Here is a 26,963-nt window from a genome sequence, read left to right as displayed (position 1 = left end):
ATATATGGAAGAGCCCGAAACTTCCGCCGGTTCGAGGAGAGGATGAACGCCCACGCCAGGATGCCCGCGGTCGCCGCGCCGGCGCCGCTTGTCGACCCCTTCGGGCGGACGATCTCCTATCTGCGCGTCTCCGTCACCGACCGATGCGATTTCCGCTGCGTCTATTGCATGTCGGAACATATGCAGTTCCTGCCGCGGCGCGACCTGCTCACGCTCGAGGAACTCGATCGGCTCTGCTCCGCCTTTGTCGCGCGCGGGACGAAAAGGCTGCGCATCACCGGCGGCGAGCCGCTGGTGCGCCATGATGTGATGAAGCTGTTTCGCGCCCTGTCGCGCCATCTCGGGTCCGGCGCGCTGGAGGAGCTGACGCTCACCACCAATGGCTCGCAGCTGTCGCGCTTCGCCGGCGAACTCGCCGACTGCGGCGTCAAGCGGGTCAATGTCTCGCTCGACACGCTCGATCCCGACCGATTCAGGGCGCTGACGCGCACCGGCGCCCATGAGCAGGTGCTGGCGGGGATCGCCGCCGCCCGCGCCGCCGGGTTGAAGGTGAAGCTCAACGCCGTGGCGCTGAAGGGCGTTAACGAGGACGAATTCGTCCCGCTCGTGCGTTTCGCGCATGAGAGCGGGATGGACATGACTTTCATCGAAGTGATGCCGCTCGGCGAACTCGACGGGCCGCAGCGCGCCGATCAATATTTGCCGATGCACGACGTGCGAGAGCGGCTGAGCCAAGCCTTCACGCTCGACGAGATCGACTTCCGCACCGGCGGCCCGGCGCGCTATATGCGCGCGAGAGAGACCGGCGGGCGGATCGGCTTCATCACGCCGCTCACTCATAATTTCTGCGAGAGCTGCAACCGCGTCCGCGTCACCTGCACCGGGACGCTTTATATGTGCCTCGGCCAGGAGGACGCCGCCGATTTGCGCGCGCCGCTGCGCGAAAGCCTCGACGATGCGCTGTTGCATGAGGCGATCGAGACCGCGATCCTGCGCAAGCCCAAGGGCCACGACTTTGTCATCGACCGCGCGGCGCCGGCCGCCGCCGTCCCCCGCCATATGAGCACGACGGGCGGCTGATGGAATCTGCGTCGGTCGCTTTCCTCGGCCTTGGGGTCATGGGCTATCCCATGGCCGGCCATCTTCGTCGCGCCGGCCATAGGGTGCGGGTCTATAATCGCAGCGACGCCAAGGCCGAAAAATTCGTCGCCGACTACGCCAGCGCTGAGCGGTTTTCGACTCCGGGCGAGGCGGCGGCGGGCGCTGATTTCGTCTTTTGTTGCGTCGGCAATGACGACGATCTGCGCGCGGTGACGATCGGCGCCGAGGGCGCTTTCGCCGGCATGTCGGCAGGCGCGATCTTTATCGACCATACGACGGCGTCAGCTGAAGTCGCGCGCGAACTCCACGCGGCGGCGGCCGGGCGCGGGTTCGGCTTCATCGACGCGCCGATTTCCGGCGGCCAGGCCGGCGCAGAAAAAGGCGCGCTGACCGTCATGTGCGGCGGCGACCCCGCCGTCTTCGCCATGGCCGAGCCGGTGATCGCCTGCTACGCGCGGGCGTGCCGGCTGATGGGGCCGCCCGGCGCCGGCCAGCTCACCAAAATGGTCAATCAGATCGCCATCGCCGGTCTCGTTCAGAGTCTCGCCGAGGCGCTGCATTTCGCCGGCGCCGCCGGCCTCGACGCCGAAAACGTCATCGATCTCTTGAAGAATGGCGCGGCGCAGTCGTGGCAGATGGAAAACAGAACCAAAACAATGATTGCTGGCGAATTCGACTTCGGCTTCGCGGTCGAATGGATGCGCAAGGATTTGGCGATCTGCCTCGCTGAGGCGCGGCGCAATGGCGCGCGCCTGCCCGTCGCGGCGCTCGTCGACCAGTTTTACGCCGAGGTCGAAAAGATGGGCGGACGGCGCTGGGACACGTCGAGCCTCATCGCGCGGCTTGAACGATGAGGCGGATTTAAGGCGAATTCTTAAAATTTCGTGACTACGGCGGAACCATTCTCAGGGTGCGGCGTTTTTCCCCGGCAAAAAGAGGAAACGTCCGGGGTCGCATTGTTCGCGTAGCGATCCGCGGTTGAATTCCCGGTCACCCTGTGGGGAGCCCTAAATGGCCGTTTCGCGCGAAAGCCCTTTCGCAAGCCGTACGTCAAGGATCGTTCTCGGATTCACCGTCGCCATTTGCGCGGTCGCTGCTGTCGCGGCTGCGCCCTCGGCGACGTCCGAACCGAAGAGCCGACCCGTCGCCACTGGCGTCCAAGCCGCCGTGAGCCTTAACGACGTTGGCCTGCGTCCGCTGGCGCGCGGAGCGGCGATCCGAGTGGGGCGCGCCTATGGCGCGGAGGATGAAGATTGCACGCTCGTCATCACGCCGAAGGCTGACGAGAGTGGTCGCGTCCGTTACATGCGTAGCGTCTCCTGCGCGAATTGACGCTGCAGGTCGCGCTCCCGGATTAGGCCAGAGGGCAATCCTTGGGCGAGGTCGTTCGGAAACGGACGCTTCGCCTTTTTGTTTGGCCGCGTCCTTTTCCTAAAATTTCGTCTGCAGGCGCAGGCCGAGATAGCTGGCGCGCGTTCTCACCGGATTCCACGGATCGATGATCTGGACGTCGCCTGAAAGACGAAACCATCGGGTCACCGCGAAATTATAGAAGGCCTCGACGCCGCTCTCGCTGCGGCGGTTAATTCGCCGCGCCTCCAGTCCGGAGAGCAGCAGCGAACTCAGTCGATAATGATAGTAGCCGACGCCCCAGCGATCATCTTCGCGTCCCGTCATCAGATTATTGCCCGCAAGACCCGCGACGACGCTCCACCTGACCGGATTGGGATTGCCGTCAGAGAGGGTCGCGAGCGAAAACACGCCCCAGCCGACTTTGGGGTCGTCGGCGCTCTGCATCAGATATTGCTGGATGGCGTAGGAAACGAAGCGGTAGCCCTTCTTGGTGATTCCCCTCAGCTGAGCGATCCTCGTGGTCTCGCCGACATCTTCTAGGTCGAAGCCCCTGGCGTTGCTGTAGGCGACGCGAAAATTATGGAAGCCGTTCAGTCCGCCGATCTCGACCGGCACGGTCAGCATCAGGCCGGCGCCGATTCCGCGCTCGAACGGCCGTTGGATGACGCGGGGCTGCAGAGCATTGCGCGGGTCGGCGACCATCAGTTTGAGATCGAATAATTTGGTCTTGAGCGCGGCGACGCCGCCCAGAAGATAGGGCGGGGCGACGATCAGCCGGTCGGCGACGCTCTCGGGCGAACTGACGCCAATGCCGGTCGAGGGCAGGGCGAAGGAGCGGTTCATGAAGGTCTCGATGCCGCCGCCGCCGACCAGCGGCGTCTGCGCCGCGAGCGTCAGCATGTTGAATTTGCCGATCGTGACCGAGAACTGTTCGCTGAATTCCTGCGTGAGCGTCATCGACAGGGCCGAGTGATAGCCGTCGCGCTCGATAAACGCCTGAGCGACATTGACCGGCAGCAGCGCAAGGTCTTGCCGGTTTATGTTGCGGCCGAAGTAATGCTCATATTGGGCGTTGAATTTGAGGCCCTTCCAGAAGCCGAGCTTCTCGCCGTCGACGCGCAGAAACGTGTCCATGACGCCGCCGTAGCGCGCGGTCCGATCGATCGCGCCGGCGGTGATGCCCTGCTCGAACTGGGTGATCCAGACGTCGACGTCGATCCCGAACTTGCGCAGCTGCTCCTTGGGGCCGTCCGGCGTGTCGGTCAGCGACTTCTGCTTGGCGAGGGAGACGAGGGCGTCTTCGGCCAGGGCTGGCGCGCCCATCGTCACGACAAGGATGAAGGCGGCGCAGGCGCCCGCCGCGGCGATCAAGTTGCGCCAGCTCACTCGCCCTTTTGGCGCGGCCGGCCCGCTCGATCCTCTCCATCGCCACATCTCGCTTCGGCCCCGCGAGTATGAATCGTGAATCAAATGCGCATGTGAGCTTATCGGCGTCGCCGCCCTTGTCTATTGACGGCGCGCAACAGTCGCGAGCTTTTCTCGTTCGAAATGGCCCAGGCGGTCGCGCATCCGGGCCGGCCGGCGGACCTCGGCCGGCGGCGGCTGGCCAATTTGAATTTTAGGTTGCGACCCGGCTTGGTCCATTTCTCAAGGGCACAATCTTTGATGGACTCGCCTTACGCCTCACGCGCGCCTCTCAAAAACGACCCTTTTCGATAGGCAGCTTCGGGGGTGCGTCTTCAGCTACGCTTCGACACTTATTTCTCGATAGACTGTGATTTTTCGGGCGGCGTTGGGGGCAATCTTTTTTTTGCGCCACGCATTACTTGCCGACAGTCGGGCAGGCTGGTGCAATCCAGTTTGGCGCCTGCCTTTTGGCGGCTAACGGTCGTAGCCTTGGCGGCGGCGGGGGCCGCTCCTGAGAGAACCAGCGCGATCGCGGCGACAGCCGTCGAGGCGGCGGCGATCGAGAATTTCATTCTGCCTCTCCCTGTCTACAAATCCACGATGCGGGCGTTGACCGATGTGTCGCCTGCTCCAGGGTGAGACTGAGTTCAATGAACCCCTGAAGGCCATAAAGTTCAGCTAAGGCCTTTTTCACATCCGTCTGAGTGATGTAACACGGATGGCGTTCCGTCGCATAACGCCCATCGTGGAACCTGAACATAGCTCCGATCATGGGGCTTTGCGGAATTCAGATCGACCCGCTCCCCAGCCGGCTTCCTCGTTGACGCGCTAAGCCCCTCTCCCTACTGTGCCGCGCTCCTCTTTCCAGATCGGCCAGCTTACCCCATGTCCGCACAGCTTTTCCTGTCGCCCGAACTCGTCGACGCCGCGCGGGTTTCACCCGCCTGGCCGTTCGAGGAGGCGCGAAAGCTGGTTAAGCGGGTCGAGGCGAGCGGTCAGAAGAGCGTTCTGTTCGAGACCGGCTACGGTCCCTCCGGCCTGCCGCATATCGGCACTTTCGGCGAAGTCGCCCGCACCAGCATGGTGCGCCGCGCCTTCGAGGTCATCACCGAAGGCAAGATCGCGACGCGGCTTCTCGCTTTTTCTGACGACATGGACGGGCTGCGCAAGGTCCCCGACAATATTCCGAACAAGGAGCTGGTCGCCGCCAATCTCGGCAAGCCCTTAACCCAGGTGCCGGACCCTTTCGGCACGCATGATAGTTTCGGCGCCCATAATAACGCTCGGCTGCGCGCCTTTCTCGACGCCTTCGGCTTCGACTATGAGTTCGCCTCGTCGACGGAATATTACAAAAGCGGGCGCTTCGACGCGGCGTTGAAGCACATGCTCGCGCGCTACGATTCGGTGATGAAAATCATGCTGCCGAGCTTTCGCGAGGAGCGGGCCGCGACCTATTCGCCGTTTCTACCGGTACATCCCAAGACCGGCATCGTCATGCAGGTCCCGCTCGATTCTTACGACGCGGAAGCCGGAACGATCTCCTGGACCGATCCGGAGACTGGCGAAAAATTCATCACGCCCGTCACCGGCGGCCATTGCAAGCTGCAATGGAAGCCCGACTGGGCGATGCGCTGGTATGCGCTCAATGTCGATTACGAGATGGCCGGGAAGGACCTGATCGACTCGGTGAAGCTCTCCGGCGCGATCGTGCGCGCGCTCGGCGGACGGGCGCCGGAAGGGTTCAACTACGAACTCTTCCTCGACGATAAGGGCCAGAAGATTTCGAAGTCGAAGGGCAATGGCCTGACGATCGAGGAATGGCTGACCTACGCCAGCCCCGAGAGTCTGGCGCAATTCATGTTTCAAAAGCCGACGGCGGCGAAGCGGCTCTATTTCGACGTGATCCCGCGCGCCGTCGACGACTATCTGAATTTTCTCGAGGCCTATCCGCGCCAGGACTGGAAAAACCGTCTCGGCAATCCGGTCTGGCATATCCACGCCGGCGATCCGCCGGCAGCGGAAATACTCGTACACACGGGCGAGGCGAAGGGAACTAGCGTCTCCTTCTCGATGCTGCTCAATCTCGCCGCCGTCGCCAACGCCGAAGACCCTGCGGTGCTTTGGGGCTTCCTGCGCCGCTATGCGCCCTCGGTGACGCCGGACAATCGTCCGCGTCTCGACAGGCTCGTCGGCTATGCCGTGGCCTATTTCCGCGATTTCGTGAAGCCGGCGAAGAGCTACCGCGCCGCCGACGATGTCGAGCGCGAGGTGCTGCAAAAGATCGACGCGACTCTGGGCGCGCTCGCCGCCGGCGCCAGCGCGGAAGAGATTCAGACGGCGCTTTACGACGTCGCCCGCGCCGTGCCGCGCTATCAGGACTTCGCCGCCAAGGGCGCGACGCCGGAGCGTCCCGGCGTCTCCAATGATTTCTTCAACATGCTCTATGAAGTGCTGCTCGGCGAGAAGAAGGGGCCGCGCTTTGGCTCCTTCATTGCGCTTTACGGCGTCGCCGAGACGCGCAGACTGATCGAGGATGCGCTCGCGGGCGCCTTTGTCGCGCGCGAAACCGCCTGATGCGCGCAGCCGACGCCGACATCCTGATCGTTCCGGGCTGGAGCGATTCAGGCCCCGATCATTGGCAGACGCGTTGGCAGGCGAAGCTCTCGACGGCGCGGCGCGTGACGCAACGCGATTTCGAGAAGCCGATGCGCGCCGAATGGGAAGAGACGATTGCGCGAGAGGTTCTCGCAAGCGCCCGGCCCGTGGTGATCATCGCGCATTCGCTCGGCGTCGTCGCGACGCTACATGCGGCGCAACGAATCGGCGAGAGGATCGCCGGCGCCTTTCTCGTCGCGCCGCCTTCCGAGGCGACGATCCGCGAATTGCCGGCGGTCGATTCCGCCTTTCTGCCGGTTCCCCGCGCGCTTCTTCCCTTTCCGACGGCGATGGTCGGCAGCAGCGACGATCCTTATGCCGATCTGCTCTTCGCCCGTCATCTCGCGCGCGATATCGGCGCCGAGTTCATCGACGCCGGCGCGAGCGGCCACATCAATGTCGACAGCGGCCATGGGCCATGGCCGGAAGGCTCGCTCGCCTTCGCGAATTTCATGGCGAGGCTGTAATACGAATTCCGCCTGATCGGTTCGCTGGGGCTGTGTCATTCCCGACAGGCCGAAGGCCTGATCGGGAATCCAGAGCCAATTCAAGAACGCTGGTTTTGCTCTGGATTCCAGACGCGCGCGTTGCGCGCGTCTGGAATGACAGCCGAGCAGATCAACCGGATTTCGTTTAAGTCGTCATTCACGATGCGAGCGGGGGCGGCGCATGTTTCCTTGCCAACCTTCATCCCTCTTCTCTGCTACGCTCGAAGAATGAATCGGATAAGGAAAGGCGAAGATTCCCCGCCGATCTTCGCCAGATCGCTCGCCGCATCGAAAAGAACCATAGCGCGCATCGGACGCGCCGCGCTCCTCGCGCCGCTGGCCTTCGCCGGCGCGGCGCAGGCCGAGCTCTTAAAATTCGAGATCCGTCCGAACGGCGCCGACGAAACGGTTGCCGCGATCGTGAAGCTCGACGGCGAGTCATTTGAGATCGCGGGAACGCTGTCGAAGCCGGCGCCGCCGCCAAACGGGGGCGTCAGATCGATTCTGATCGAGACTCAGCCAGGCGACAATGTGAAGCCGCTGGCGCTCGAGCGCGGACTCGCCGCGCTGACGCTTGATCTCGCCAAGCTCCCTGACAAAGCCAAAGAGCTGGCCTTGCGCGATGTCCTCAGCCATCTTCGCGGCGCGCTCAAGATGAAGCGCATCCTCGGCCGCGCGCAGGGGGCAGACGCCGAAGCGATGTCGGGCGCGGCTTCGGCGTTCGACGGTCTGTTGTTTGAGGACGCCGCGCGCGAGCCGGCGGCGCCGACGCGCTTCATCGCGAGCTGGGTCGCCGACGCCTATTGGGGCGAGAAGCCCCGCGTCGAATTTGCGAAAAGCGCGCCGCCGAACGGCCGGCGCTTCTATCTCGCCGGAATCGCCTCGTCGACCACCGCGACGAATTGCGCCGCGCCGATTAACGTTCGCGCGCCCGCGCCGGCGCAGCGGGCGCTTTTCGTCGCGCTCGACGAATGGACCGCGAACGGCGTCGCGCCGCCTGCTTCGCGCGCGCCGCTCGACGCGGAGCTTGCGCCGGCGCAGGCGTTGAAATGGCCGAAAGTCCCAGCCTTGCCGCCGGCGCCGCAAGGCGAGCGGCGCGTTCCGAAAATCGACGCCGACGGCAATGAGATCGCCGGCCTGCGGCTCCCCGATCTCGCGCTCCCCATCGCCACTTTCAGCGGCTTCAATGCGCAAAGGAACAGTAAAGGACGCCGCTGCGTCGCCGGCGCGGCGATTCCCTTCGCCGCGACGAAGGCGGATCGCGAGAAGGCCGGCGATCCGCGACCGTCGCTCGTCGAGCGCTACGGGTCGCGCGCCTATTTCGTCGCGACGATGCGCATTGTCGCCGATAAGCTCGTCAAGGAGCGGCTGCTGCTGCAAAAGGACGCCGACGCCTATGTGGCGGCGGCGCGATCGGCGCCGTTCTAAGAATTGAGGACAAAAATTCCGGCGTTGAGATAGGTCGCGAAAGCGACCCAGAAGGCGGTGGGCGCGAGCGAATATCCGGCGATGCGGTCGAGCCGACGGAACCGGACGGTCGCCGCGACGAGAATCGCCTCCATTGGCAGAATGACGGCGAGTCCGAGCAGCGGGCTTCGCGCCGAAAAGAAAGCGAAGGACCAGGCCGCATTTAATGCGAGCTGCGCGAAAAAGAGAAAAAGCGCCGCGCGCCGCCCTGGGGTCGTCGGCGCAAGCCGCAGAATGCGGTAAAGCGCATAGGCCATCAGGGCGTAAAGCGCGGTCCACGCCGGGCCGAACAGCCAGTTCGGCGGGGTCAGCGCCGGCTTGACGAGCGCGTCGTACCAGGGCGCGATATTCGGCGTCGTGGCGAAATTGCCGCGCAGCGCCGCGGCGAGCACAGGCGCCGCGGCGGCGAGCGCCGCGATGCGCGGCGACATGCGATCGGGTTCAGACGTCGAATCGCTCATGGGCTTCCTCACGCCCTTGTCGCGGCGCGGAGAATCAGAAGCCGGTTCTACGGCGTCGGGAAAAACACCGGCGTCGCGCCGGTGCGGACGCTGTTCTGCGAGGCGAACATGTCGTCCTTCAGCCAGTTCGGCGGGTCGTCTTCGCGATGCCGGGCGATGAGAGTCTTGTCGCTCTGGCCGAGATAGATGCGAATGCCGCCCCAGACGGCCTTGTAGTCATCCTCGCCGACGCGGCTTTCGACGAAGCCGGTGATTGCAGAGTTGCCGAGATTCCAGACCAGCGCCTCGCCGCTGAGCGCCGCCGCGTGACGCCCGCCGACGTAGCGATGGCCGACCGAGATTTTAACATTGTAGGTCGGATAGACGCTGATATCGACCATGTCGAAGAAGCGCCCGCGCCGCGGCTGCCATTGATAGGCGAGAAACCCCGGCCCATAGCCGAGCGGCGTGAAGAAATGTCCCGAACTCTCCTCATAGCCGGCGACGCTGCCGATAGAAAAGGGTCCGTAATAATAGGCGCTTTCCGCGCCCAGTCGGAAACGCGTGTCGTCGAGACGCTTGTCGTTGGCGATCGAGCCATAGGTCCCGAGGAGGCCGACGCCCGGATCGCGCCAGAAGGCGTGGCCGGCGCCAGCGGCGACGAAGAACCCACGATGCGCCGCCGCCAGCGTGTCGATCTGAAAGCCGAAACGGTCGCCTACAGGAGCGGCGATCGATGCCGCCCCGCCGGCCGAGGCGTTGTTTAAGCGCGCGAAGCCGAGCCAATCCGAGCCGCCGCCGAATCCTTCGAGCTTGCCGTTGACGCCGTCGACCGCGCGCTTCGAGGCGGGCCGTTCCGAAATCGGCGGTTTCCACCATGACGGAGCATTTTCGGCTCGCGCCGAAGACGCGCAGAAGGCGACCGCCAGAACGGCGAGAAGCTGACGCTTAAACGACATGTGAATGATGTCCCGTGCGATTGATCGTCGCGAGCGATTGACCCTAGCGACGATCAGCCTCGTTGGCTGTCACATAGTCGCAACAGAGCGTTAAAATAGAGGCGTTTTAGAAGCCGAAATCACTGCGCGGTTAATATTACGGTTCAAGGCTTTGGCCGGCGGCGTTGAGATGTTCGCCCAGGTTCTCGCGAGTCGCCGGGTCGACGATGGCGAAGGGCGCGGCGACCGCCGCGCCGGCGACGCCGCCGACCGCCGAAACCGCGCCAGAGGTCATCAGCCCGAGCCGATCGCCGACGCCCACCTGGCCTTCCCTGAGCGGCTGCCCCTGCGCGAGTCTCATTCCGATCGAACGCACGACCTCGGGGGAGGAGGCGAAGGTGCTGTGCCCTAAACGATCGCTGGACGCGACATTGGTCAGATCGATGGCTTTCACCCGATCGCGGTCGAGCACCTCCTGATAGGGCGGGACGTTCGGATCGACGGCCCCCAGTCGCGTATTGCCCCAGAACCGGCGCGACACGGCGAGCGCGTCATCGTCTCGCGACGCGAACAGGGTGAAGACGGAGGGTCTGATCCCGATCTCAGCGATCTGACGGCGGAAGACGTCGAAATCGACGTCGGGCGCAGCAAGCATGACATTCTGGATTTTCGAGCCGATGCCGCCATTGCGGATCGCCATCTGGCGCAGCGCTTCGAGCGTCACCCAATTGCCCATTGAATGCGCCAGAATCGAAATTTCGCCGACGTCCCGGTCGCGTTGCAGCGCCTGCAGCACGTTCTCCAACGCGTCCCGCGAATAGCTGGCGCTCTCGTGATCATAGCCATATTGCAGCAGCCGGCCGCGCGACGGCCAGGTGAACAGCACCGGCGTCACGTCGGCGCCAGAGTCATGGACGATCTGCGCGAAACGATAGACGGCTTCCTCGAATCGCGTGTTGTAGCCGTGAACGAAGAGCAGCACCTGCCGCTTGGGCGTCTTGCGGATACGCGCGTTGAACGCCGCGATCGCCGCCTCCTTGCTGAGAACGTCGGCGTGAACGGCGGTGAATTGGGTGGCGGGGTCGGGAACGGGCGCTTGCGGCCATTGCACTTCGCCGATCATGCGGACGGAGTCGGGCGGAATCGATACGGCGATGTCGGCGAATTGGACGCCCCGTCCGCGTTCGCCGGAGAAAATGACGCCGGGCTCCGAAGGATCGAGCGCCCTGGTCGTGACGACGAGCAGGTCGACGATGCTCGCGCCCGGCGCGACCTGATTGGTCGCGACGAGCGTTCCGTGCGGGCGGCTCGCGCAAGCGCTGACGGCGAGCGCGAAAAACGCCGCCAAGATGATCCGTCCTCGCCCCATAAGTCCGCCGTGTTCGAAAATACTCGCGCCGCCGCCGAGCAGAAGCTAACTACGCTCCACTCCGTCATTTTTACGGCGCAAATGGGGCGGCGCGCCCGGCGTCACATTCGAATTGTGCGCAAGCGCACTGATTTCTTGGGAGGAATACGGCATTATTGCCAAGCTCGATCGAGAGTCGAGCGTCGAAGGCGGGGCTGGGACGAATCGCCTTCGACTGCGCAGGGGAGAGCTTCAAGGGCTCTCCCCTGCCTTTTAGCCGCGGGTCAGCGCCTTTTCGATGTCCTTGAGCGGGTGGCGGGTCAGGTCCTTGGCGAGTTCGCCGACCACCTTGCCTTGCGCCTTGGTCGACAATTCCTTGCGGATTTCGCCCAGGGCGCGCGGCGGCGCGATGATCGCTATGGCGTTCAATTCGCCGGATTCAGCCGCCTGATTGATGCGGCCCGCCATGGCGCGGGCGAAACGCTCTTCCTCCAGCTCATGCCAGTCGGCGTCTTCCACCGCGCTGCGCACGCCGCCTTTCGAGGCGAAGCTGCGGCCGGGCTTGTCCGTTCCTTGTTCGCGGGTCGCGGGATTTTCGTCGATGCAGGTTTCGATGACCCGAAGGTCGAGGAGTTCGGCGTCGCCGTGGTTTTGGAAAAACAGCGCCCGCCGGCCGTCTCCGACCAGGACCCAGGCGCCGTTGCCGACAGAAAATTCGCTCATGGCGCTCCCTTGCCTTCTTGCTAGCGGTTCGTTCTTGGCGCTTTTTTTGGCGCAAATACGGACGGCTCTCGCCGCCGTCGCAGCTTCGCGCCGGACGGCTCTCATTCAAGAATAGGGCGCCGTTGCGCGCGTTCAAATCGTCCATTGCGACAAGGTCATGTCGCATTGGACGCAATCGGCCAATTGTAATGACGCGATCGGTTAGGGAGCGGCGCGCGCTTCGTGAAACGCCGACATCCGCGTTTTGGGTGGCCTCGCTCTAAGCGGCGAGCTTCTCTTCCTTGCAGGTTGGGTCGTTCGCATCCAGCGGCGCGTCGTCGTGCGCGCCGGCGCTTGCGGCTCCCTGCGTCAAGAGCTGGCGCAGGGCGCCGCTCCGCCTAATCGAGCGTTCATTGAATGCCCAGAGAAGCCAGCAAGCGCCCAGAACGCTCAACAGCGCCGTATAGGGCTCGCCGAGTGTGAAGGATGAAAGGAAGGAGAAGTCTGGGGCGCATTCCTTGGCGTATTCGCAAGCGTCCGACCAATCCTGAAACCACTGCCTGACCGATTCCATCAAGACCTCCTTGCCGCCCTGCATGCGATTCGCGGCGCACGCCCCTCCGTCGAATCGTGTAGCGCAGGTACATTGCAAGGAATGTGCGAAGCAGCATGTCGCGCGTCAATCGCGGCAGGCTCGGTCAAATTGGCGCACTGCCTTGAAATTAAGCAGAAATCTCGCGCGTCAAAGCGTGCGCGCACGCGGATCGCCGCCGCTGCGGCGATCGTCAATTATCTCGATAAGACTTGTAGAACGCCGTTCAGGAAGCGTCGCCGATCGGCCATTCGCCCTTATAGACGCCGCCCTTGTTGTCATGGGCCTCGACGCGAATCGTCTTGGCGCCGTTCGGCGCATAGGTGAAGCGGAAGGTCGGGTCTTCGGAGAGCGAAATGCCGCCTTCCATCGCAAATATCGGCGCGTCGCCCTGAAAGACTTCGACCTTGTCGATGAAATGAGCCGGCAGATACGCGCGGGAGACCGGGTCCATCTGCATGCCCGAGGCGTTCGGATGGCGGATCATGATCTGCGCTTCGCGCTTGGCCGGATCAGCGCTCTTGAATTCGCGATATTTCATCTTGCCGAGATTGGCGACCGCCTCGTCCTGATCCTTCACCGCCGGTGCCGAACAGCCGCCCGAGGCTTTGACGAATTTCGCGTCGGCGCGCAGTTTTCCGTCGCTCGTCTCCGCCACCGCATGGACATTGGAGTAGGAATTCACTCGGACGCGGGTTTCTATGAAGTCGACGCCGGATTTGTCGCCGAGCGTGAAGGCCGCCGCCATTGGCATCGGGTTCTGGTCGATGACCAGCGTCGCGACTTTGATTTGCGTTGGATCGGAAAAGCGCATGGTCATCGGCACGATCGCCGCGTCCTCGGCGCGAACCGGCGCTTCGAGCGCGATGACGCCGTCGGCCGCCGCGACTGGGCGGCTCTGGAAAATGTCGGCGACGAGGCCCGGCCAGGGGTCAGGGCCGCTTTCCGCGAGGGCGCCGGTCGCGACAACCGCGAACAGGGCGCCGGCGGCGCAAAGGGCTCTTTTGTTCATATCCGGCATCCTCCAAACATCTTCGTCATTGCGAGCGACGCGAAGCAATCCAAAAGTCGCAAGGCTCAGCTGGATTGCTTCGTCGCATATCGCGAAGTCGGGTATACCCGACTTCGAATAAGCCTCCTCGCAATGACGGCAGGAGCGTTGATCTCCGGGCGAGAATAAGCGTCAGCCTTCGCCGCGTCACGTGACAAAGTCATTCACGGCCCCTCCCACTCCAATTCCGCGAAACCCGCCGTGGCGTTGCGGGCGTTGTAATCCTCGAAGAGCCGCCATTTCTCCCGTTCTTCGGCGCCGGCGGTCTTGGCGGCGGCGGCGACGCCCTCGCCCTTTTTGATCGCGGCGCGAAGATCGGCGGTGAGCCGCATCAGATAGGCGCGTTCATCCTCCAACGCCTTGGGCCAGGGGGCGGGCAGGGGCCCATGGCCGGCGACGACCTGCGTCGCCCTGATCGCCGCGAGCCTGTCGGCGACATCGAGAAAGCCGAGGAGGCTCCCGTCGATGACCGGCACATGCTGCAAAAAAAGCAGATCGCCGGCGAATAGCACGCCGCTCGTTGGATCGAGAATGGTGAGGTCGCATTCGCTGTGCGCCGTGCGCCACGCCTGCAGGACGATCGCGCGACGGCCGAGATCGAGCGTCGTCATGTCGGCGACCGTCAACGTCGGCGCCACGATCGTAACGCCGTCGAGCGCGTCGCCCATCTGATCGCGAAAAGCCGAGAGATAATGCGGCCCGCGCGCCACGAGCGCCCGCGGCAGGTTCTTATGCCCGACAAACGTCGCGCCGGTCTCGACGAAGGCGCCATTGCCAAACGTGTGATCGGGATGGGCGTGGGTGTTGACGACATAGCGGATCGGCTTCTGGGTCCTCTCGCGCAGCGCGGCGAGAAAGGCGCGGCCCTCGATCAGGCTGCCGCCCGTGTCGATCACCGCGACGGAATCGTCGCCGACGATCGCGCCGAGATTGGCGATGTCGCCGAGATTTTCCCGCGTCATCAGGGACGTTTTCCCCTGATGCGCGTACACCCCCGGCGCGATTTCAGTTAAGGAGAAGGCCGGCGCCGCGCATGCGGCAAAAAGCGGCGCGACCGCCGCGGCGAGCCCCAGCATAAAACGCAACATGTTGTTCGCCTTGGCGGTTTGACGGATCGCCGGATGCGAGGCATCGCGCGGCTCCGCCATTGTTTTTTGCGATTGCGATTCAATCCTTAGCGACATATTATCCGGCCGTTTCCGAGCTAAAAGATGTCTCCCGGACGGGAACCGGGAGCTTCTCGCCGCTGGCGGACGTTTTGTCCCGCCGGCATGAGACAGAAACGGAAATCGCCTTCCCAATGTCGAGGCGCCTAGGAGGCGCGACGTCAGCGGCGGCGCAAGATAATGCGCGCCGGGCGTCGTCAGGAGGAAAAGCTCATGCACAAACTGTTGTTGTCGGCTTCGGTCGCTGTACTCGCGCTCGCCGGCGCCGCGAATGCGCAAAACTGGGCCGCGCCCAGCGGCGCGTCGGCGACTGCGGCTGGTGGCTCTGACGAATTGCTGACCTTGCAGAAAGACCCCAAGCAGTGGGTGATGCCGACCGGCGATTACGCCAACCAGCGCCATTCCGCTCTCAAGCAGATCACGGTCGAGAATGTCGGCAAGCTCGCCCCGGCCTGGCAGTTTTCGACCGGCGTTCTGCGCGGCCATGAAGGCGCGCCGCTCGTCGTCGGCGACGTGATGTATCTGCACACGCCTTTCCCCAACATCGTCTATGCGCTCGACCTGAAGGATCCTGACCACAAGATCATCTGGAAATACGAGCCCAAGCAAGACCCGTCGGTCGTGCCGGTGATGTGCTGCGATACAGTCAACCGCGGCCTCGCCTATGGCGACGGCAAGATTTTCCTGGCGCAGGCCGACACCACGCTCGTCGCTCTCGACGCCAAGACCGGCAAGCTCGTCTGGTCGGTCAAGAATGGCGATCCCGCGAAGGGCCAGACCTCGACTGCGGCGCCCCATGTTTTCAAGGACAAGGTGTTCGTGGGCATCGCCGGCGGCGAATTCGGCGTGCGCGGCCACATCACCGCTTATGACGTGAAGACCGGCCAGCAGGTGTGGCGCGGCTATTCGATGGGCCCGGACGCCGACACGCTCATTGAGCCGGGCAAGACCACCCATCTCGGCAAGCCGGTGGAGAAGGATTCGGGCATCACGACCTGGGAAGGCGATCAGTGGCAGATCGGCGGCGGCACCACCTGGGGCTGGTACAGCTACGATCCCGAACTCAATCTCGTCTACTACGGCTCGGGCAACCCCTCGACCTGGAACCCGAAGCAGCGGCCGGGCGACAATCGCTGGTCGATGACCATCTGGGCGCGCGACCTCGACACCGGCAAGGTGAAGTGGCTCTACCAGATGACGCCCCATGACGAGTGGGACTATGACGGCATCAACGAGATGATCCTCGCCGACCAGCCGATCGGCGGCAAGACGGTCAAGACTCTGGTGCATTTCGACCGCAACGGCTTCGCCTATACGCTCGACCGCACCAATGGCGATCTGCTCGTCGCCGAGAAATATGATCCGGCGGTGAACTGGGCGACCAAGGTCGACATGGACAAAGCGTCCAAGACCTATGGCCGTCCGCTGGTCGTCGACAAATATTCGACCGAGCACAATGGCGAAGACGTCAACACGCAATATGTTTGCCCGGCGGCGCTCGGCTCCAAGGACGAGCAGCCGGCGAGCTATGACACGGCGACGGGCCTGTTCCTGGTCCCGACCAACCACGTCTGCATGGACTATGAGCCGTTCCGCGTGAGCTATACGGCGGGCCAGCCCTATGTCGGCGCGACGCTGGAAATGTTCCCGGCGGGCAAGGACAAGGGCGAGACCCACACCGGCAACTTCATCGCCTGGGACGCCAAGACGGGTAAGATCGTCTGGTCGAACAAGGAGCAGTTCTCGGCCTGGGGCGGCGCGACGTCGACTGACGGCGGCGTTACCTTCTACGGCACGCTCGAGGGCTATCTGAAGGCGGTCGACACCAAGACCGGCAAGGAGCTCTATAAGTATAAGACTCCGTCGGGAATCATCGGCAACGTCACCGTCTATGAGTCGGGCGGCAAGGAATATGTCGCGGTGCTCTCGGGCGTCGGCGGCTGGGCCGGCATCGGCCTCGCGGCTGGCCTCTCGAAGAGCAACGAGGGCCTCGGCGCCGTCGGCAATTATGCGTCGCTCGCCAATTATACGGCGCTCGGCGGAGTCTTGACGGTCTTCGCTCTGCCGAACTAAGCAAGACGCGAAGTTAACGAAGGTCGACGCTCGGCGCGCGCCGTTAAGGCGCCCGCCGAGCGTCGGCGTTTAAAGTGTGTGAAAAGAGACCAAGGAGAGTGGTATGAGATCGTCGCTGGCCGGAGCGTTGGCTCTGGGCGTCATTATGTGTGCCGGGGGCTCCGCGTTGGCTGAACCGCCGGGAGATCCCAAGGCCGTCAAATCGGTCGACGGCAAATATTTCGACGCCAAAGGCGACCCCACCTACAATGTCGGCCCCGATGGCAAGGTGGACTGGTACACCTTCTCCGGCTATCGCCGCTATCATGCCGAATGCCACGTCTGCCACGGCCCGAACGGCGGCGGCTCGACCTATGCGCCGGCGCTGAAGGATTCGGTGAAGCGCTTCAATTACGCGGAATTCGCCGGCATCGTCATCGGCGGCCGCCAGAACGGCAACAGCGTCATGCCGGCCTTCGCCGACAATAAGAACGCCGCCTGCTACATCGACGACCTCTATGTGTATCTCCGCGCGCTCTCGACCGGCGCGATCGAGCCCGGTCGTCCGGCCAAGAAGGAAGATCGTCCCGAGGCCTTCGCGAAGGCCGAGGCCGAATGCATGGGTCAGAAGTAAGGACGTCATCGCGATCGCATGATCGACTTGATAAATCGCTGGCGCGGCATGGCCGCGCCGCGCTTCCGGGCTCTCGCCGCCGCAATCCTCTTTGCGGCGGCGCCCGCCTTTGCCCAGCATATGGGGCCGGACTTCGGCGCCAAGGGCGACGACAATCAGGGGTCGATCGAACTCGTCGATCCCAAGACTTTGCGCGTTTGCGCCGATCCGAACAATCTTCCCTTTTCAAACGACAAGGGCGAAGGCTTCGAGAATCGGATCGCCGAATTCCTGGCCAAAAAGCTCGGCAAGGAACTCGCCTATTCCTATTATCCGGGCGCCACGGGCTTCGTGCGCAACACGCTCAACGCCCATCTTTGCGACGTGATCCTCGGCATGCCGCAGGGCAATGATCTGGTCCAGCCGACCAATCCCTATTACCGCACGACCTACGCCATCGTCACGCGCGCCGGCTCCGAACTCGACGGCGTCACTGCGCTCGACGATCCGCGCTTAAAGGAAAAGCCGCATCGCATCGGCCTTGTCGCCAATACGCCGCCCGGCAATGTGCTGGCGATGAACGGCTTGATGGCGTCGGTGAAGCCCTATGCGCTGATGGTCGACACACGCGTCGAATCCTCTGGCGCCGCGATGATCCATGATCTCGAAAGGAAGGAGATCGACGCCGCGCTGCTGTGGGGGCCGATCGCCGGCTACTATGCCAAACGTTCGAGCGAGAAGCTGAATGTCGCTCTACTGCCGGAGACCGCCGGCGCCCGCATGGCGTTTCGCATCGGCTTCGGGGTTCGCCATTCCGATCAGCACTGGAAGCGCGAACTCAATACGCTGATCGCTCAGAATAAGTCCGAGATCGAACGCATTCTTCTCGATTACGGCGTCCCGCTTCTCGATGAGCAGGGACATCAGATCACGGTGGCGCAATGAATCGGACGAAAAATTCGCTACGCGTCTGGCTCGCTCTTTGCGCGACTCTTGCGCTATGCGGCGCGCCGGCCTTCGCGCAGGCGCCGCCGGAGCCGGAGACCTATCGTCTTGGCGATTATCACGCGCCGACTCCCGCGACGCTCAAGGGCGCGACGGTGCTCGACACGCCGCAGGCGTTTGAGCTGTGGAGCGGAAAGAAGGCGGTCTTCATCGACGCTCTGTCGCGTCCGCCCAAGCCCGAAGGGCTGCCGAAGAACGCGGTGTGGCGCGATCCCAAACGCTTCGACATTCCCGGCAGCGTCTGGCTTCCCGACACCGGCTTCGGCGAATTGTCCGAGCCGATGGCGCGCTATTTCGAACAAGGATTGGCGCGCGCCAGCGGCGGCGACAAAGCGAAGCCGCTCGTCTTCTATTGCCGCACCAATTGCTGGGCGTCGTGGAACGCGGGGAAACGCGCGCTCGCCCTCGGCTATACGCATGTGCTGTGGTATCCGCCCGGCGCCGATGGCTGGGAACAGGCCGGCCATCCGCTCGAAGAGCGCCAGCCCGAGCCGCGCGAATAGGGCGACGCGCCGCCGCCGTCATTGCGAGCGAAGCGAAGCAATCCAGTCGGGCGCTGTCTTCTGGATTGCTTGGTCGCTTCCCTCCTTGCAATGACGAAAAACTCTCACTCCATCGCCTGCTGGATCGATCGCGCCAGCGCGCCGAAGCGCTGCTCGATCAGCGCAGGGCTTTCGCAGACATAGCCGACCATGCGCCGCTGCTCCTCGAAGAGCCGCAGACGCCATTGCAGGGCTTCGCTGGCCTTCCTGATCGCTTCGGGGTCAGGGGGCTTTTGGTCCTGCAGGTCGCGCAATGTCTGCGTCTCCTCGCGGGCTTTTTCCGCCATGCCCTTCAGACGCCGTCCGAACCGATCGAGGCCGTTGACCACGTCGCGCCGCTCGTCGTTCATCCGCTCATAGACGCCGGCGAACAGCATCGTCAGGCGCCCCTTGCGCCGCTCGCCGGAAGATTTGGCGAATTGCCCGATGAGCGCTTCGGCCTCGTCGATCGGGGTGCGCCGTTGCGACAGGCGCAGGACGAGATCGGCGATCGCTTGGTCCTCGCGCCAATGTTTGGTGGCGTCGTCGAGCGGCGGGCCAGCCCAGACGCTGGCGATCGAAAGTTCCGGCACGCGCACCTGCCGGCAGGGCCAATCGGGCTGGCTCTGAAGCTGCGGCGTTTGCGCCGTCGCGAACGGGGAGAAGACGAGCGAAATCAGAGCGAGGAGCAGGCTACGAAAAGTCATGAGGTCCGCCGGGCGTCGCGGGAGCGCGACGCGCTATAATGCCCCATGCGGATCATTCCCGTCATCGATATTCGCAACGGCGCGGTGGTGCGCGCCCGCGCCGGCGACCGAACGAGCTACCGGCCGATCGCGACGCCGCTGGCGACGACGAGCGCGCCTGCCGATGTCGTCGCCGGCTTTTTGACGCTGCATCCTTTCGAGAAAATTTACGTCGCCGATCTCGATGCGATCGAGGGAAGCGGCGACAATCGCCGCGCGATCGGTGCGTTGACGCAACGCTATCCGTCGCTGCGCTTCATGGTCGACGCCGGCGCGAAGTCCGACGACTGGCGCGGCGTATCGGGGATCGAACGCGTCATCGGCAGCGAAACTTTGTCTGACGGCGAATCCTTCAGCGTTGCGAAGGATGATCCAAACGTCATTCTCTCTCTCGATTTTCGCGGCGATGAATTTCTCGGCCCCAGGCCGCTGATCGATCGCGCCGAACTATGGCCGCGCCGGATCATCGTGATGACGCTCGCGCGCGTCGGCGTCGGCGCCGGGCCGGATGTCGAGCGGCTCGCAACGATCATCGAGCGGGCAGGCGAGCGGCGCGTCTATGCCGCGGGCGGGGTTCGCGACGCGCGCGATCTTGCGCGGCTCGAAGCGATCGGCGCCGCCGGCGCTCTCGTCGCGACGGCGCTGCACGACGGCGCGCTGAACCGCGCCGATCTCGAGCGCGCCAACGTGATGCGCCAAAACACGATACGCCAAGACACGATGCGCCAAGAAAAAAGGGAGCCTCGCAAGGCTCCCTTCTGAAACTCATCGCGATCAGCGGACGCTCAATTGGCGGCGAAAGGATGCACCGCATTGACCCGGGCCGAGAGCACGCTGCGCGCGCTCGGATCGCCCTTCATCGCGCGGGCGATGGCTTCCTTGGTGGCGCCGTAGTTGAAGTCCTGAATCTTCTGGTCGTCATTGGCGTCCCAATGGATGAAGACGCCGACGCAGATGAAGAGGTCATCGGCCTGACTCAACGGAATGACGCCTTCAGCGACGCTGTCGGCGACCGCCTTGGCGACGCCATATTGCGCCGGCCCGAACATCTGAACCGCCTGCTTGGCGTTCTTGATGGTCACCTTGTTGAACATCATCGTATAGGGCTTCACCAGCAGGTTCGGCGCGACGACGGCGAGCAGCGTCGTGAAGCCGTCCTTGTTGTTGACGAGGCCGTTGGCGAAGGCCTTCTCGGCCGCCGAGCCGCGCGGACCCATGATCAGGTCGATATGCGCGACCTCATTGCCGTCGCCGACGAGCGATTCGCCGACGCTGGTCTTGGCGCTGCTCGAGGTGAAGCCGGACGACGGCTTCGGAAACAGCGCGCCCAGAATTTTCTCAAAGAACGAAGCCATGATCCCATCCCTCCCGGTGCGTTCGCGTCGCTGCGGCGTCTTTAAGACTTTTCGCGCGCGGAATGCCCGCTTTCCTCGTTGCGCCTTCCTTGCGGGAAGACGGAATTGCCGCTGGCGACGCCCCAGCGCTCCAAGCTTGAATCGCCGCCAACCTCATCAGCTCGCGCGGTCGCGTCGCCGCATCGGCGGCGCGCGTCGGTCGGCGACGCGCGAGCGGGAAGCTTTCAGCTCCCCGCTGCGCATGATCCTTGCGCGGTCTCAGTTCGGCGCGAAGGGGTGCTTGGCTTCGTTGCGCTTGGCGACGACTTCCGTGGCCTTCGGCTCGCCCTTGACGGCGCGCGCGATCGCTTCCTTCGTCGCGGTGTAGTTGAAGTCCTGGATCTTCTTGTCGTCCGAAGCGTCCCAGTGAATGAACACGCCGACCGAAATGAAAATGTCGTCGGCTTCGTCAACCGGGATCACGCCCTCGGCCACCGAATCCGCAACCGCCTTGGCGACGCCATGCTGCGCCGGGCCAAACATCTGCACCGCCTGCTTGGCGCCCTTGATCGTCACCTTGTTGAACAGGATCGTGTTGGGCTTGCACAGAAGGTTCGGCGCGACGACCGCGAGCAGCGTCGTGAAGCCGTCCTTGTTGTTGACCAGCGCATTGGCGAAAGCGAGCTCGGCCGCCGAACCGCGCGGACCCATGATCAGGTCGATATGCGCCACTTCGTTGCCGTCGCCGACCAGCGACTCGCCGACCAGCATCTTGTTGATTACTGCCATGTATTCCTCCCAGAATTCCTCTTGACGGCGCGCGCCGTTTGGCTGCGAGCGCCTCTATCCCCTCTTCGGCCACGGGCCAAAAAAACCCGATCAGTCCGCCGGCCGGATAGCCGCGAGACCATCCCGCGCGCGCGGACTCAACCATTTTTGCGCGGCCTTGCCAAGATGGCGGCCAGATAATCGGCGAAAAGAACCGCGACCGTCAGATCGGCGCTCGTGCCTGGATTCAGTCCGCGCCGCTTAAGGGCGCAATCGAATTCCAGCGCCAGGTCAAACGCGGCTTCCCGGCTTTGGGCGCTTTTCAGGCTCGTTTCAAAACCGGCCGCCTCGCCTCGGACGGTTTCGGCGGTCGCGGAACCGTGCTTGCGGGCGATATGGCTGTCGGGAAAGGCGGCGAGCAGCGCCGCATAGACGCAAAGCGTCGCGAGCGGCGCGTCTGCGCCCCGCTGTCGCGCGCCAGCCAGCGTCTCAAGGCCGAGGTCGAAAATATCGGCGAAGCCGTTGGCGTATTGCCAGGCGATGCGGTCGCGGCCGGCGGCGGCGCGCATCGCCTCGATGAGAGAGGTTTGGGCCGGCGAATGGACGTCGTGCTGCGGCGCCTCTCCAAGCCCTGCCGGCCGCGCCAGGGCGATGGCGCGAAAGGCTGCGGCGGCGTCGTCCACGTCAAGCGCCTGCAGCACGCGCAGGGTCTTGCAGCGAAGATCGCCGCTTCGCGCGCTCGCGGCGGCCTGCGCCAGCGGCGCGCAAAGCAAGATGATGCCGAGATTGGTGTTTTGCCCGACGCGCGCCCATGTCGCCGCGACGGCGCCTTCGATACGCGCGCCGACGCTAGAATTCGGGGCGGCGATGAAAGGGGCGGCAGCTTCGGCGCTGGCGAGGAAATCGACCGTGGTCATGCCATGGCCATCGGCGAAGACATGGACATTGCCGGGCTTTGGCGCCTGCAGCTCAGCTTCGCAGGCGGCGAAGAATCCGACAGCGATTTCCTGCGGCGCGACCGCGAAAGCTGTCACGTCAGACGCGCTGGCGCGCCGGCGCGATCAGCGCCAGCGCGTCGGCGGCGATCCGGTCGGCGATCGAGAAGGGCGTCACCCGCTGCAGCCCGCTCCAGCCGGGCATGCTGTTGACTTCGAGAATGAGCGGCTCGCCCTCGCGGCCATTGATGAGGTCGACGCCGGCGAAATCGACGCAGAGCGCGCGTGCGGCGGCGAGCGCGATTTCGGCTTCGCGGGCGGAGGGTTCGACGGCGACGGGCTTTGCGCCCTGCCGCACATTGGTGATCCAGTGGCTCGAACGCCGGCGCATGGCGGCGACGATCTCGCCGCGCGAGACGAGGATGCGCATGTCTTCGAACGGCGGCCGCGGCGGTCCGACGAAGCGCTGGAGATAAAACACGCCGCGCGCATCTTGAAGCGACGGCAGATCGCTTTCGCGCTCGATCAGTCGCAACCCCCAGCCCTGCGCGCCGAAGAGCGGCTTCATCACCAGCGGGCCTTTGCCGCATTCGCGCCGGGCGATGGCGCGCGCCTGCGCGCGCCTCTGCGCGGCGAAGGTTTCAGGCGTCGGCAATCCGGCCTGCGCCAGAAGAAAGCTCGCCATGGATTTATCGGTGCAGCGCTCGATCGCCCGCGCGCTGTTGACGACCGGCACGCCGAGCGCCTCCAGCGCATGCAGCGCGCCAAGCCGCATGGTGATCGCCTCGAGCGAGCCGTCGCCGATGGCGCGAACGATGGCGAGATCGGGGAGATCGCGAAATCCGGGGATGACGAGGCTGCTCGCACGGCCCGTCTCGATTTTGCAGGCGGAAAGCCTGACGGCGACAGGAGTCGCGCCCTGCGCCTGCAAGGCGCGGAGCGTGCGTTCGACATGCCAGTCGAGTTTGTCGGTGAAGACCGCGACGCGGAGCCTCTCCCTCTCCCCGCTCGCGGGGAGAGGGCTGGGGTGAGGGGCTTGGGGTTTATCAAGCACGTCAAACGCAGCCACTAAATGCCCAGGCCCCTCACCCTAACCCTCTCCCCGTTACGCGGGGAAAGGGGATTCACCCGAACGATTTGTCGAGCAGCGCCAGATTGATCTCGCCGGCGCGGAAGGTCTCGCCGGTTTCGACCGCGGTCACCAGCGCTTCCGCCGGCGAAAACAGGCTGCCGTCGATCTTGTAGAAGTCGCCCTTATAGGCCTTGAAAATCTCAGCGAAAGGCTGGCCGTAATCGCGCGAATTGGCGCTCGGCAGCTTTTCGGCGAGTTCCTTGGCGGCGGCGGCTGGACCTTTCACGAAGAGATGCGCGCGGCCGGCGTAGATGATCGCGTCATTGGTGCGGCCCATCGCCTGCACGAAGTCGGGATGGGGCGGCGAGAGCGGCGCCGTCGCGATTCCGTCGATGATGTCGTCGAGCGGAAAATGCAGCTCATGCGCCTTGTGCAGCGCGACTTCAAGCACCCTTCCGACCACCTGGACGCTGCCGGCCAGCGACTGCGTCGGCGCGTAGATGAAGGCGACCTTGTCGGGCGACACGCCGGAGCGCGAGGCGACTTTCTCGACGACCTCCTTGGGCGGCGGCGAGCCGCTTTCGAGGACGATGGTCACGCGGTCGGCGAGATCGCGGTAGGACAATTCCTCGAACAGCTTTTCGGCGCGCGCCTGGGCGCGGCCAGGTCCCGAGCCGAGGGCGAAGAATTTTTCGTGGGCGAGGCTCCAGCCGGCATATTGGCTGGCGAGACAGGCGACGACCGGATCGGCGCTGGTCACGGTCAGCCAGAACGGCCATTTCGGCGCGGCCGGGGCGTGGGAAAGGCTAACGCTCCCCAGCCCGCCCATGCAGATTTCAGTCAGCAGCAGGCCGGCCTCGACGCCCCCCGGGACCTTGGCGCCGGCGTCGATCAGCAATTCGCCGAGGCCGCCCCGCTCGACCGCGACCCGATATTTCGCCGCGCCCGCGACGAGACGGTCGACCAGCGCGCCCGCAAGCGCATTGACGCTTTCGGTCGTGCGGCCGGTGACATTGAGGCTTCCGCTCACTTGTGGTCCTTCCCCTCTTTCACTGCGTGGCGCTATGCGCCCTCGCCCGGCCGTTCTATACAGCGCGCTCGCAGCCGGTTCGCGCCGCGGAACTTATCGAGCTTTAGTCCGAAGCGAAAGATCGACGGCGTCGCAGCCTCCGCCGACAAGTCGCCGCCGGCGGCCGGAGGCGAACCACATTCGAAGGACGGAGATGCGAAATTTTCAATCTTTTTGCCTTTAGTGGGGAAACCAATCGGCGGCTGAGGCGTTGAGCAGAGCCTGTGTGTTTGCGCACATCCGCGGGCCTGTTTTTGAGCGATGAACTACGGTTATTATTTCGCTAGGGGACGAACGATGGATTTGCCGCCGACTGAACCAAACGCCGCGGAGCGCACGGCCGGAACCCTGGCGTTGAACGACGTGCTATACGTCGCGCTCGCCATTGCGATCATTCTCTTCGGCAATGTCGCCTTGGTCCGCGCCATGGATGTCGCGCTCGACGCTTGGGCGCGTTCGCCGTTCTAAACAGAAATCTGAAATCCTGAGCTTCCCCCACCCCCAAGGCTGCTTGGCCTGGGCGGCGGCTGTGGCGCCGATCGGACCAGCTCCCGGCGCCAAGTCTATTTTCAAGCCTGTTTCCTTGCCTATTTCATCGCCCTCGGCGCGGGAGGAGATGGACGCCGGGCCCAAAATCGCGGCATGATACATGTCAAACGCCCGTTCGGCGGAGACATGTCGATGAAGAGGCTCCTCCTAATTCTCGTCGCGGCGATCGGCCTGATCTCGCGCGCGGACGCGCAGGCGGTGCGCAGGGATTCCGCCAAGGCTTTCCAGAAGGTTCGGGAATGCTCGGCCCAGATGGGGCCGGACGTCATTACCTTCAGCTTCTACCAGCCGACGCAGTCGAGAAGCCAGTTCTGCGAGGACATTCCCGAAACGGGACCGACGACGATCGTGATCGACACGCTGCAGGACGAATTGCGGGACATGATGGTGGAAATCCGCATCGTCGAGGCGAACCCGAAAGGGGACGACGAAGCGGCGCCGAACGAGGCCTATCTCCCGCCCGCCCAGTTCCGGACCGGCGTCATCCAGCTCGAACACGATTTCACGAGAAAGGGAGACTACGTCGCCCTGGTGCGGGCGCGGAGCCCGGATGGCCGCAAGGAATATAACGCGCGTTTCGCCTTCTCGGTCGGCGAAGAATTTCTGCGCGATTGGACCGCGGTCGCCATCGCCACCGGCGTCGCGCTCGCTCTTGGCGCGGGCTGGTATGCGCACAGCTTCCGCGGGAGAGCGTCCGGGAAGACCAAGCTCCGGAAAGCGTGATCGGGACCGGACTCGGTCGTATCTCTAGGGCGACGGTTTGTCGGGCGTCTCAAATGACAAATCCGCGCCCGCCGCTTCAGGCGTCGCGCCGGTCGCCAGGGCGTCGTCGAGCCGGTCGAGGCGGATCATGGCGAGACCCTCTCCCTCAAGGCGCGAGCCGGTGACGCCGATTTCGACCCCGCCGGCGCGGATCGCTTCGCCGGGCGCTGGCGCGCCGCCCTGCGCGCGATATTTGGCGACCCGCTTGCGCACCAGGCCGCGATGTTTCATCCGCGACACCACTTCCTGGCCGACGTAACAGCCCTTCTTGAAGTCGATCCCCGAAAGCAGATCCATATTGGCTTCGTGAGGAAAGGTTCCGCCATAGGCGAAATCGACGCCGCCGAGCGGCACGCCGGCGTGGATGCGCAGCGCCTCATAGTCGCGCCGCTCGTTACTTGTCGGAATCCTGCCCTTCTCCGCGATGGCGCGAAAGCCAAGCGGCCCGCGCGGGTCGGCGGCGATGGCGACGGCGTCGACCGTCGGAACTTCGCTCATGTCGGGGAAGGCGATCGCCTCGAATTCGCCGCTGCGGTTCGTCACGGTCAGTTTCGAACGCAGTTTGTAAATGTTCAGACGTTTCTGAAGATCGGCGGCAAGGTCGAGCGGACAATCGATGAGATAGCGGTCGCCGCCCGCCGCGAAGACAAGAAAATCGAACAAAATCTTGCCCTGCGGCGTCAGCAGCGCGGCAAAGCGCGCCTCGCCTGGTTTGAGCGAGGCGACGTCATTGGTCACGAGATTATGCAGGAACTTGCCTGCGTCCTCGCCCGAAATCTCGATGATTCCCCGATCGTCGAGGAGGATCGCCTTGGTCATCCGTCTCTCT

General features: G+C 64.1%; 29 protein-coding genes. 13 read left to right on the top strand and 16 right to left on the bottom strand.

The genetic code is table 11. The features are described 5' to 3' along the window. Positions 1-42 precede the first annotated feature (42 nt). The 3 genes from moaA to U1E20_RS10180 all read left to right on the top strand — a co-directional run bounded on the left by moaA (position 43) and on the right by U1E20_RS10180 (position 2,433). On the top strand, positions 43-1,080 hold the full coding sequence (moaA, locus tag U1E20_RS10190) for a GTP 3',8-cyclase MoaA (protein ID WP_409980496.1): 1,038 nt from the start codon (positions 43-45) through the stop codon (positions 1,078-1,080). Further along, positions 1,080-1,955: an NAD(P)-dependent oxidoreductase gene (locus tag U1E20_RS10185; RefSeq protein ID WP_409980495.1), complete on the top strand. Its 876-nt coding sequence runs from the start codon at positions 1,080-1,082 to the stop codon at positions 1,953-1,955. Before moaA ends, U1E20_RS10185 begins: the two co-directional genes overlap by 1 nt. Positions 1,956-2,112: 157 nt before the next feature. Continuing rightward, on the top strand, positions 2,113-2,433 hold the full coding sequence (locus U1E20_RS10180; RefSeq protein ID WP_409980494.1) for a hypothetical protein: 321 nt from the start codon (positions 2,113-2,115) through the stop codon (positions 2,431-2,433). 99 nt (positions 2,434-2,532) lie between these two features. Here U1E20_RS10180 and U1E20_RS10175 read toward each other — a convergent pair whose 3' ends face one another. Together U1E20_RS10175 and U1E20_RS10170 are read right to left on the bottom strand one after the other, a co-directional pair. Beyond that, entirely contained in the window at positions 2,533-3,840 is a 1,308-nt protein-coding gene (locus tag U1E20_RS10175) for a carbohydrate porin (protein ID WP_409980493.1), read from the bottom strand. Between the two features lie 371 nt (positions 3,841-4,211). Beyond that, positions 4,212-4,433, bottom strand: coding sequence for a hypothetical protein (locus tag U1E20_RS10170; RefSeq protein WP_409980492.1), 222 nt, complete (start codon positions 4,431-4,433; stop codon positions 4,212-4,214). Between the two features lie 313 nt (positions 4,434-4,746). On the opposite strand from U1E20_RS10170, the gene U1E20_RS10165 reads away from it, so the two are divergent. From U1E20_RS10165 to U1E20_RS10155, 3 genes are all read left to right on the top strand, one after another. Further along, positions 4,747-6,435, top strand: coding sequence for a lysine--tRNA ligase (locus tag U1E20_RS10165; protein WP_409980491.1), 1,689 nt, complete (start codon positions 4,747-4,749; stop codon positions 6,433-6,435). After that, positions 6,435-6,983 (top strand): RBBP9/YdeN family alpha/beta hydrolase, encoded by a 549-nt coding sequence (locus U1E20_RS10160; protein ID WP_409980490.1) that lies wholly within the window; start codon positions 6,435-6,437, stop codon positions 6,981-6,983. Before U1E20_RS10165 ends, U1E20_RS10160 begins: the two co-directional genes overlap by 1 nt. Positions 6,984-7,232: 249 nt before the next feature. Next, entirely contained in the window at positions 7,233-8,432 is a 1,200-nt protein-coding gene (locus U1E20_RS10155) for an alpha/beta hydrolase domain-containing protein (RefSeq protein ID WP_409980489.1), read from the top strand. Here U1E20_RS10155 and U1E20_RS10150 read toward each other — a convergent pair. The 7 genes from U1E20_RS10150 to U1E20_RS10120 form a co-directional block, all read right to left on the bottom strand. Continuing rightward, complete coding sequence (locus tag U1E20_RS10150) at positions 8,429-8,932, bottom strand: TspO/MBR family protein (protein ID WP_409980488.1); 504 nt, start codon at positions 8,930-8,932, stop codon at positions 8,429-8,431. The genes U1E20_RS10155 and U1E20_RS10150 overlap by 4 nt on opposite strands. A gap of 47 nt (positions 8,933-8,979) precedes the next feature. Then, positions 8,980-9,870: a hypothetical protein gene (locus tag U1E20_RS10145; RefSeq protein ID WP_409980487.1), complete on the bottom strand. Its 891-nt coding sequence runs from the start codon at positions 9,868-9,870 to the stop codon at positions 8,980-8,982. Positions 9,871-10,006: 136 nt separating this feature from the next. Continuing rightward, positions 10,007-11,218: an alpha/beta hydrolase gene (locus tag U1E20_RS10140; protein WP_409980486.1), complete on the bottom strand. Its 1,212-nt coding sequence runs from the start codon at positions 11,216-11,218 to the stop codon at positions 10,007-10,009. 252 nt (positions 11,219-11,470) lie between these two features. Then, positions 11,471-11,920, bottom strand: coding sequence for a host attachment protein (locus U1E20_RS10135; RefSeq protein WP_409980485.1), 450 nt, complete (start codon positions 11,918-11,920; stop codon positions 11,471-11,473). A gap of 259 nt (positions 11,921-12,179) precedes the next feature. After that, positions 12,180-12,473 carry a hypothetical protein gene (locus U1E20_RS10130; protein ID WP_409980484.1) on the bottom strand — a complete coding sequence of 98 codons (294 nt, stop codon included), beginning with the start codon at positions 12,471-12,473 and terminating at the stop codon, positions 12,180-12,182. Positions 12,474-12,717: 244 nt separating this feature from the next. Next, positions 12,718-13,512 (bottom strand): quinoprotein dehydrogenase-associated SoxYZ-like carrier, encoded by a 795-nt coding sequence (locus U1E20_RS10125; protein WP_409980483.1) that lies wholly within the window; start codon positions 13,510-13,512, stop codon positions 12,718-12,720. 194 nt (positions 13,513-13,706) lie between these two features. Next, on the bottom strand, positions 13,707-14,630 hold the full coding sequence (locus U1E20_RS10120) for a quinoprotein relay system zinc metallohydrolase 2 (protein WP_409980482.1): 924 nt from the start codon (positions 14,628-14,630) through the stop codon (positions 13,707-13,709). Between the two features lie 291 nt (positions 14,631-14,921). Here U1E20_RS10120 and U1E20_RS10115 point away from each other — a divergent pair, with 291 nt between their 5' ends. The 4 genes from U1E20_RS10115 to U1E20_RS10100 all read left to right on the top strand — a co-directional run bounded on the left by U1E20_RS10115 (position 14,922) and on the right by U1E20_RS10100 (position 18,881). Further along, positions 14,922-16,781, top strand: a complete 1,860-nt coding sequence (locus U1E20_RS10115) for a methanol/ethanol family PQQ-dependent dehydrogenase (RefSeq protein WP_409980481.1) — start codon at positions 14,922-14,924, stop codon at positions 16,779-16,781. A gap of 145 nt (positions 16,782-16,926) precedes the next feature. Continuing rightward, on the top strand, positions 16,927-17,394 hold the full coding sequence (locus U1E20_RS10110) for a c-type cytochrome, methanol metabolism-related (RefSeq protein WP_409980807.1): 468 nt from the start codon (positions 16,927-16,929) through the stop codon (positions 17,392-17,394). Between the two features lie 120 nt (positions 17,395-17,514). After that, positions 17,515-18,318, top strand: coding sequence for a substrate-binding domain-containing protein (locus U1E20_RS10105; protein ID WP_409980806.1), 804 nt, complete (start codon positions 17,515-17,517; stop codon positions 18,316-18,318). Then, on the top strand, positions 18,315-18,881 hold the full coding sequence (locus U1E20_RS10100) for a PQQ-dependent catabolism-associated CXXCW motif protein (protein WP_409980480.1): 567 nt from the start codon (positions 18,315-18,317) through the stop codon (positions 18,879-18,881). The genes U1E20_RS10105 and U1E20_RS10100 overlap by 4 nt, the downstream gene beginning before the upstream one ends. A 104-nt stretch (positions 18,882-18,985) precedes the next feature. On the opposite strand, the gene U1E20_RS10095 is transcribed toward U1E20_RS10100, so the two are convergent. Next, positions 18,986-19,606, bottom strand: coding sequence for a hypothetical protein (locus U1E20_RS10095; protein ID WP_409980479.1), 621 nt, complete (start codon positions 19,604-19,606; stop codon positions 18,986-18,988). Positions 19,607-19,651: 45 nt separating this feature from the next. On the opposite strand from U1E20_RS10095, the gene U1E20_RS10090 reads away from it, so the two are divergent. Further along, entirely contained in the window at positions 19,652-20,407 is a 756-nt protein-coding gene (locus U1E20_RS10090; protein ID WP_409980478.1) for a HisA/HisF-related TIM barrel protein, read from the top strand. Positions 20,408-20,430: 23 nt separating this feature from the next. On the opposite strand, the gene fae (U1E20_RS10085) is transcribed toward U1E20_RS10090, so the two are convergent. From fae (U1E20_RS10085) to mch, 5 genes are all read right to left on the bottom strand, one after another. Further along, positions 20,431-21,000, bottom strand: coding sequence for a formaldehyde-activating enzyme (gene fae, locus U1E20_RS10085; protein WP_409980477.1), 570 nt, complete (start codon positions 20,998-21,000; stop codon positions 20,431-20,433). A 258-nt stretch (positions 21,001-21,258) separates the two neighbouring features. Next, a complete protein-coding gene (gene fae, locus U1E20_RS10080; RefSeq protein WP_409980476.1) occupies positions 21,259-21,768 on the bottom strand; it encodes a formaldehyde-activating enzyme in 510 nt (169 codons plus the stop codon). Between the two features lie 137 nt (positions 21,769-21,905). Further along, complete coding sequence (locus U1E20_RS10075) at positions 21,906-22,781, bottom strand: triphosphoribosyl-dephospho-CoA synthase (protein WP_409980475.1); 876 nt, start codon at positions 22,779-22,781, stop codon at positions 21,906-21,908. Position 22,782: 1 nt separating this feature from the next. Next, positions 22,783-23,736: a RimK family alpha-L-glutamate ligase gene (locus U1E20_RS10070; RefSeq protein ID WP_409980474.1), complete on the bottom strand. Its 954-nt coding sequence runs from the start codon at positions 23,734-23,736 to the stop codon at positions 22,783-22,785. 70 nt (positions 23,737-23,806) lie between these two features. Next, the gene (gene mch / locus U1E20_RS10065) at positions 23,807-24,784 is read right to left on the bottom strand and encodes a methenyltetrahydromethanopterin cyclohydrolase (protein WP_409980473.1); all 978 of its coding nucleotides are present in this window, start codon (positions 24,782-24,784) and stop codon (positions 23,807-23,809) included. Between the two features lie 336 nt (positions 24,785-25,120). On the opposite strand from mch, the gene U1E20_RS10060 reads away from it, so the two are divergent. Then, positions 25,121-25,291 (top strand): hypothetical protein, encoded by a 171-nt coding sequence (locus tag U1E20_RS10060; RefSeq protein WP_409980472.1) that lies wholly within the window; start codon positions 25,121-25,123, stop codon positions 25,289-25,291. Between the two features lie 213 nt (positions 25,292-25,504). Next, positions 25,505-26,095, top strand: a complete 591-nt coding sequence (locus tag U1E20_RS10055; protein WP_409980471.1) for a hypothetical protein — start codon at positions 25,505-25,507, stop codon at positions 26,093-26,095. Positions 26,096-26,119: 24 nt separating this feature from the next. On the opposite strand, the gene U1E20_RS10050 is transcribed toward U1E20_RS10055, so the two are convergent. Continuing rightward, positions 26,120-26,953, bottom strand: coding sequence for a YgfZ/GcvT domain-containing protein (locus tag U1E20_RS10050; RefSeq protein ID WP_409980470.1), 834 nt, complete (start codon positions 26,951-26,953; stop codon positions 26,120-26,122). Between the last annotated feature and the right edge of the window lie 10 nt (positions 26,954-26,963).

The sequence above is a fragment of the Methylocystis sp. genome (genome assembly GCF_046349115.1).
Classification (GTDB): Bacteria; Pseudomonadota; Alphaproteobacteria; order Rhizobiales; family Beijerinckiaceae; genus Methylocystis.
This window is presented reverse-complemented; position numbering and strand designations above follow the sequence as displayed.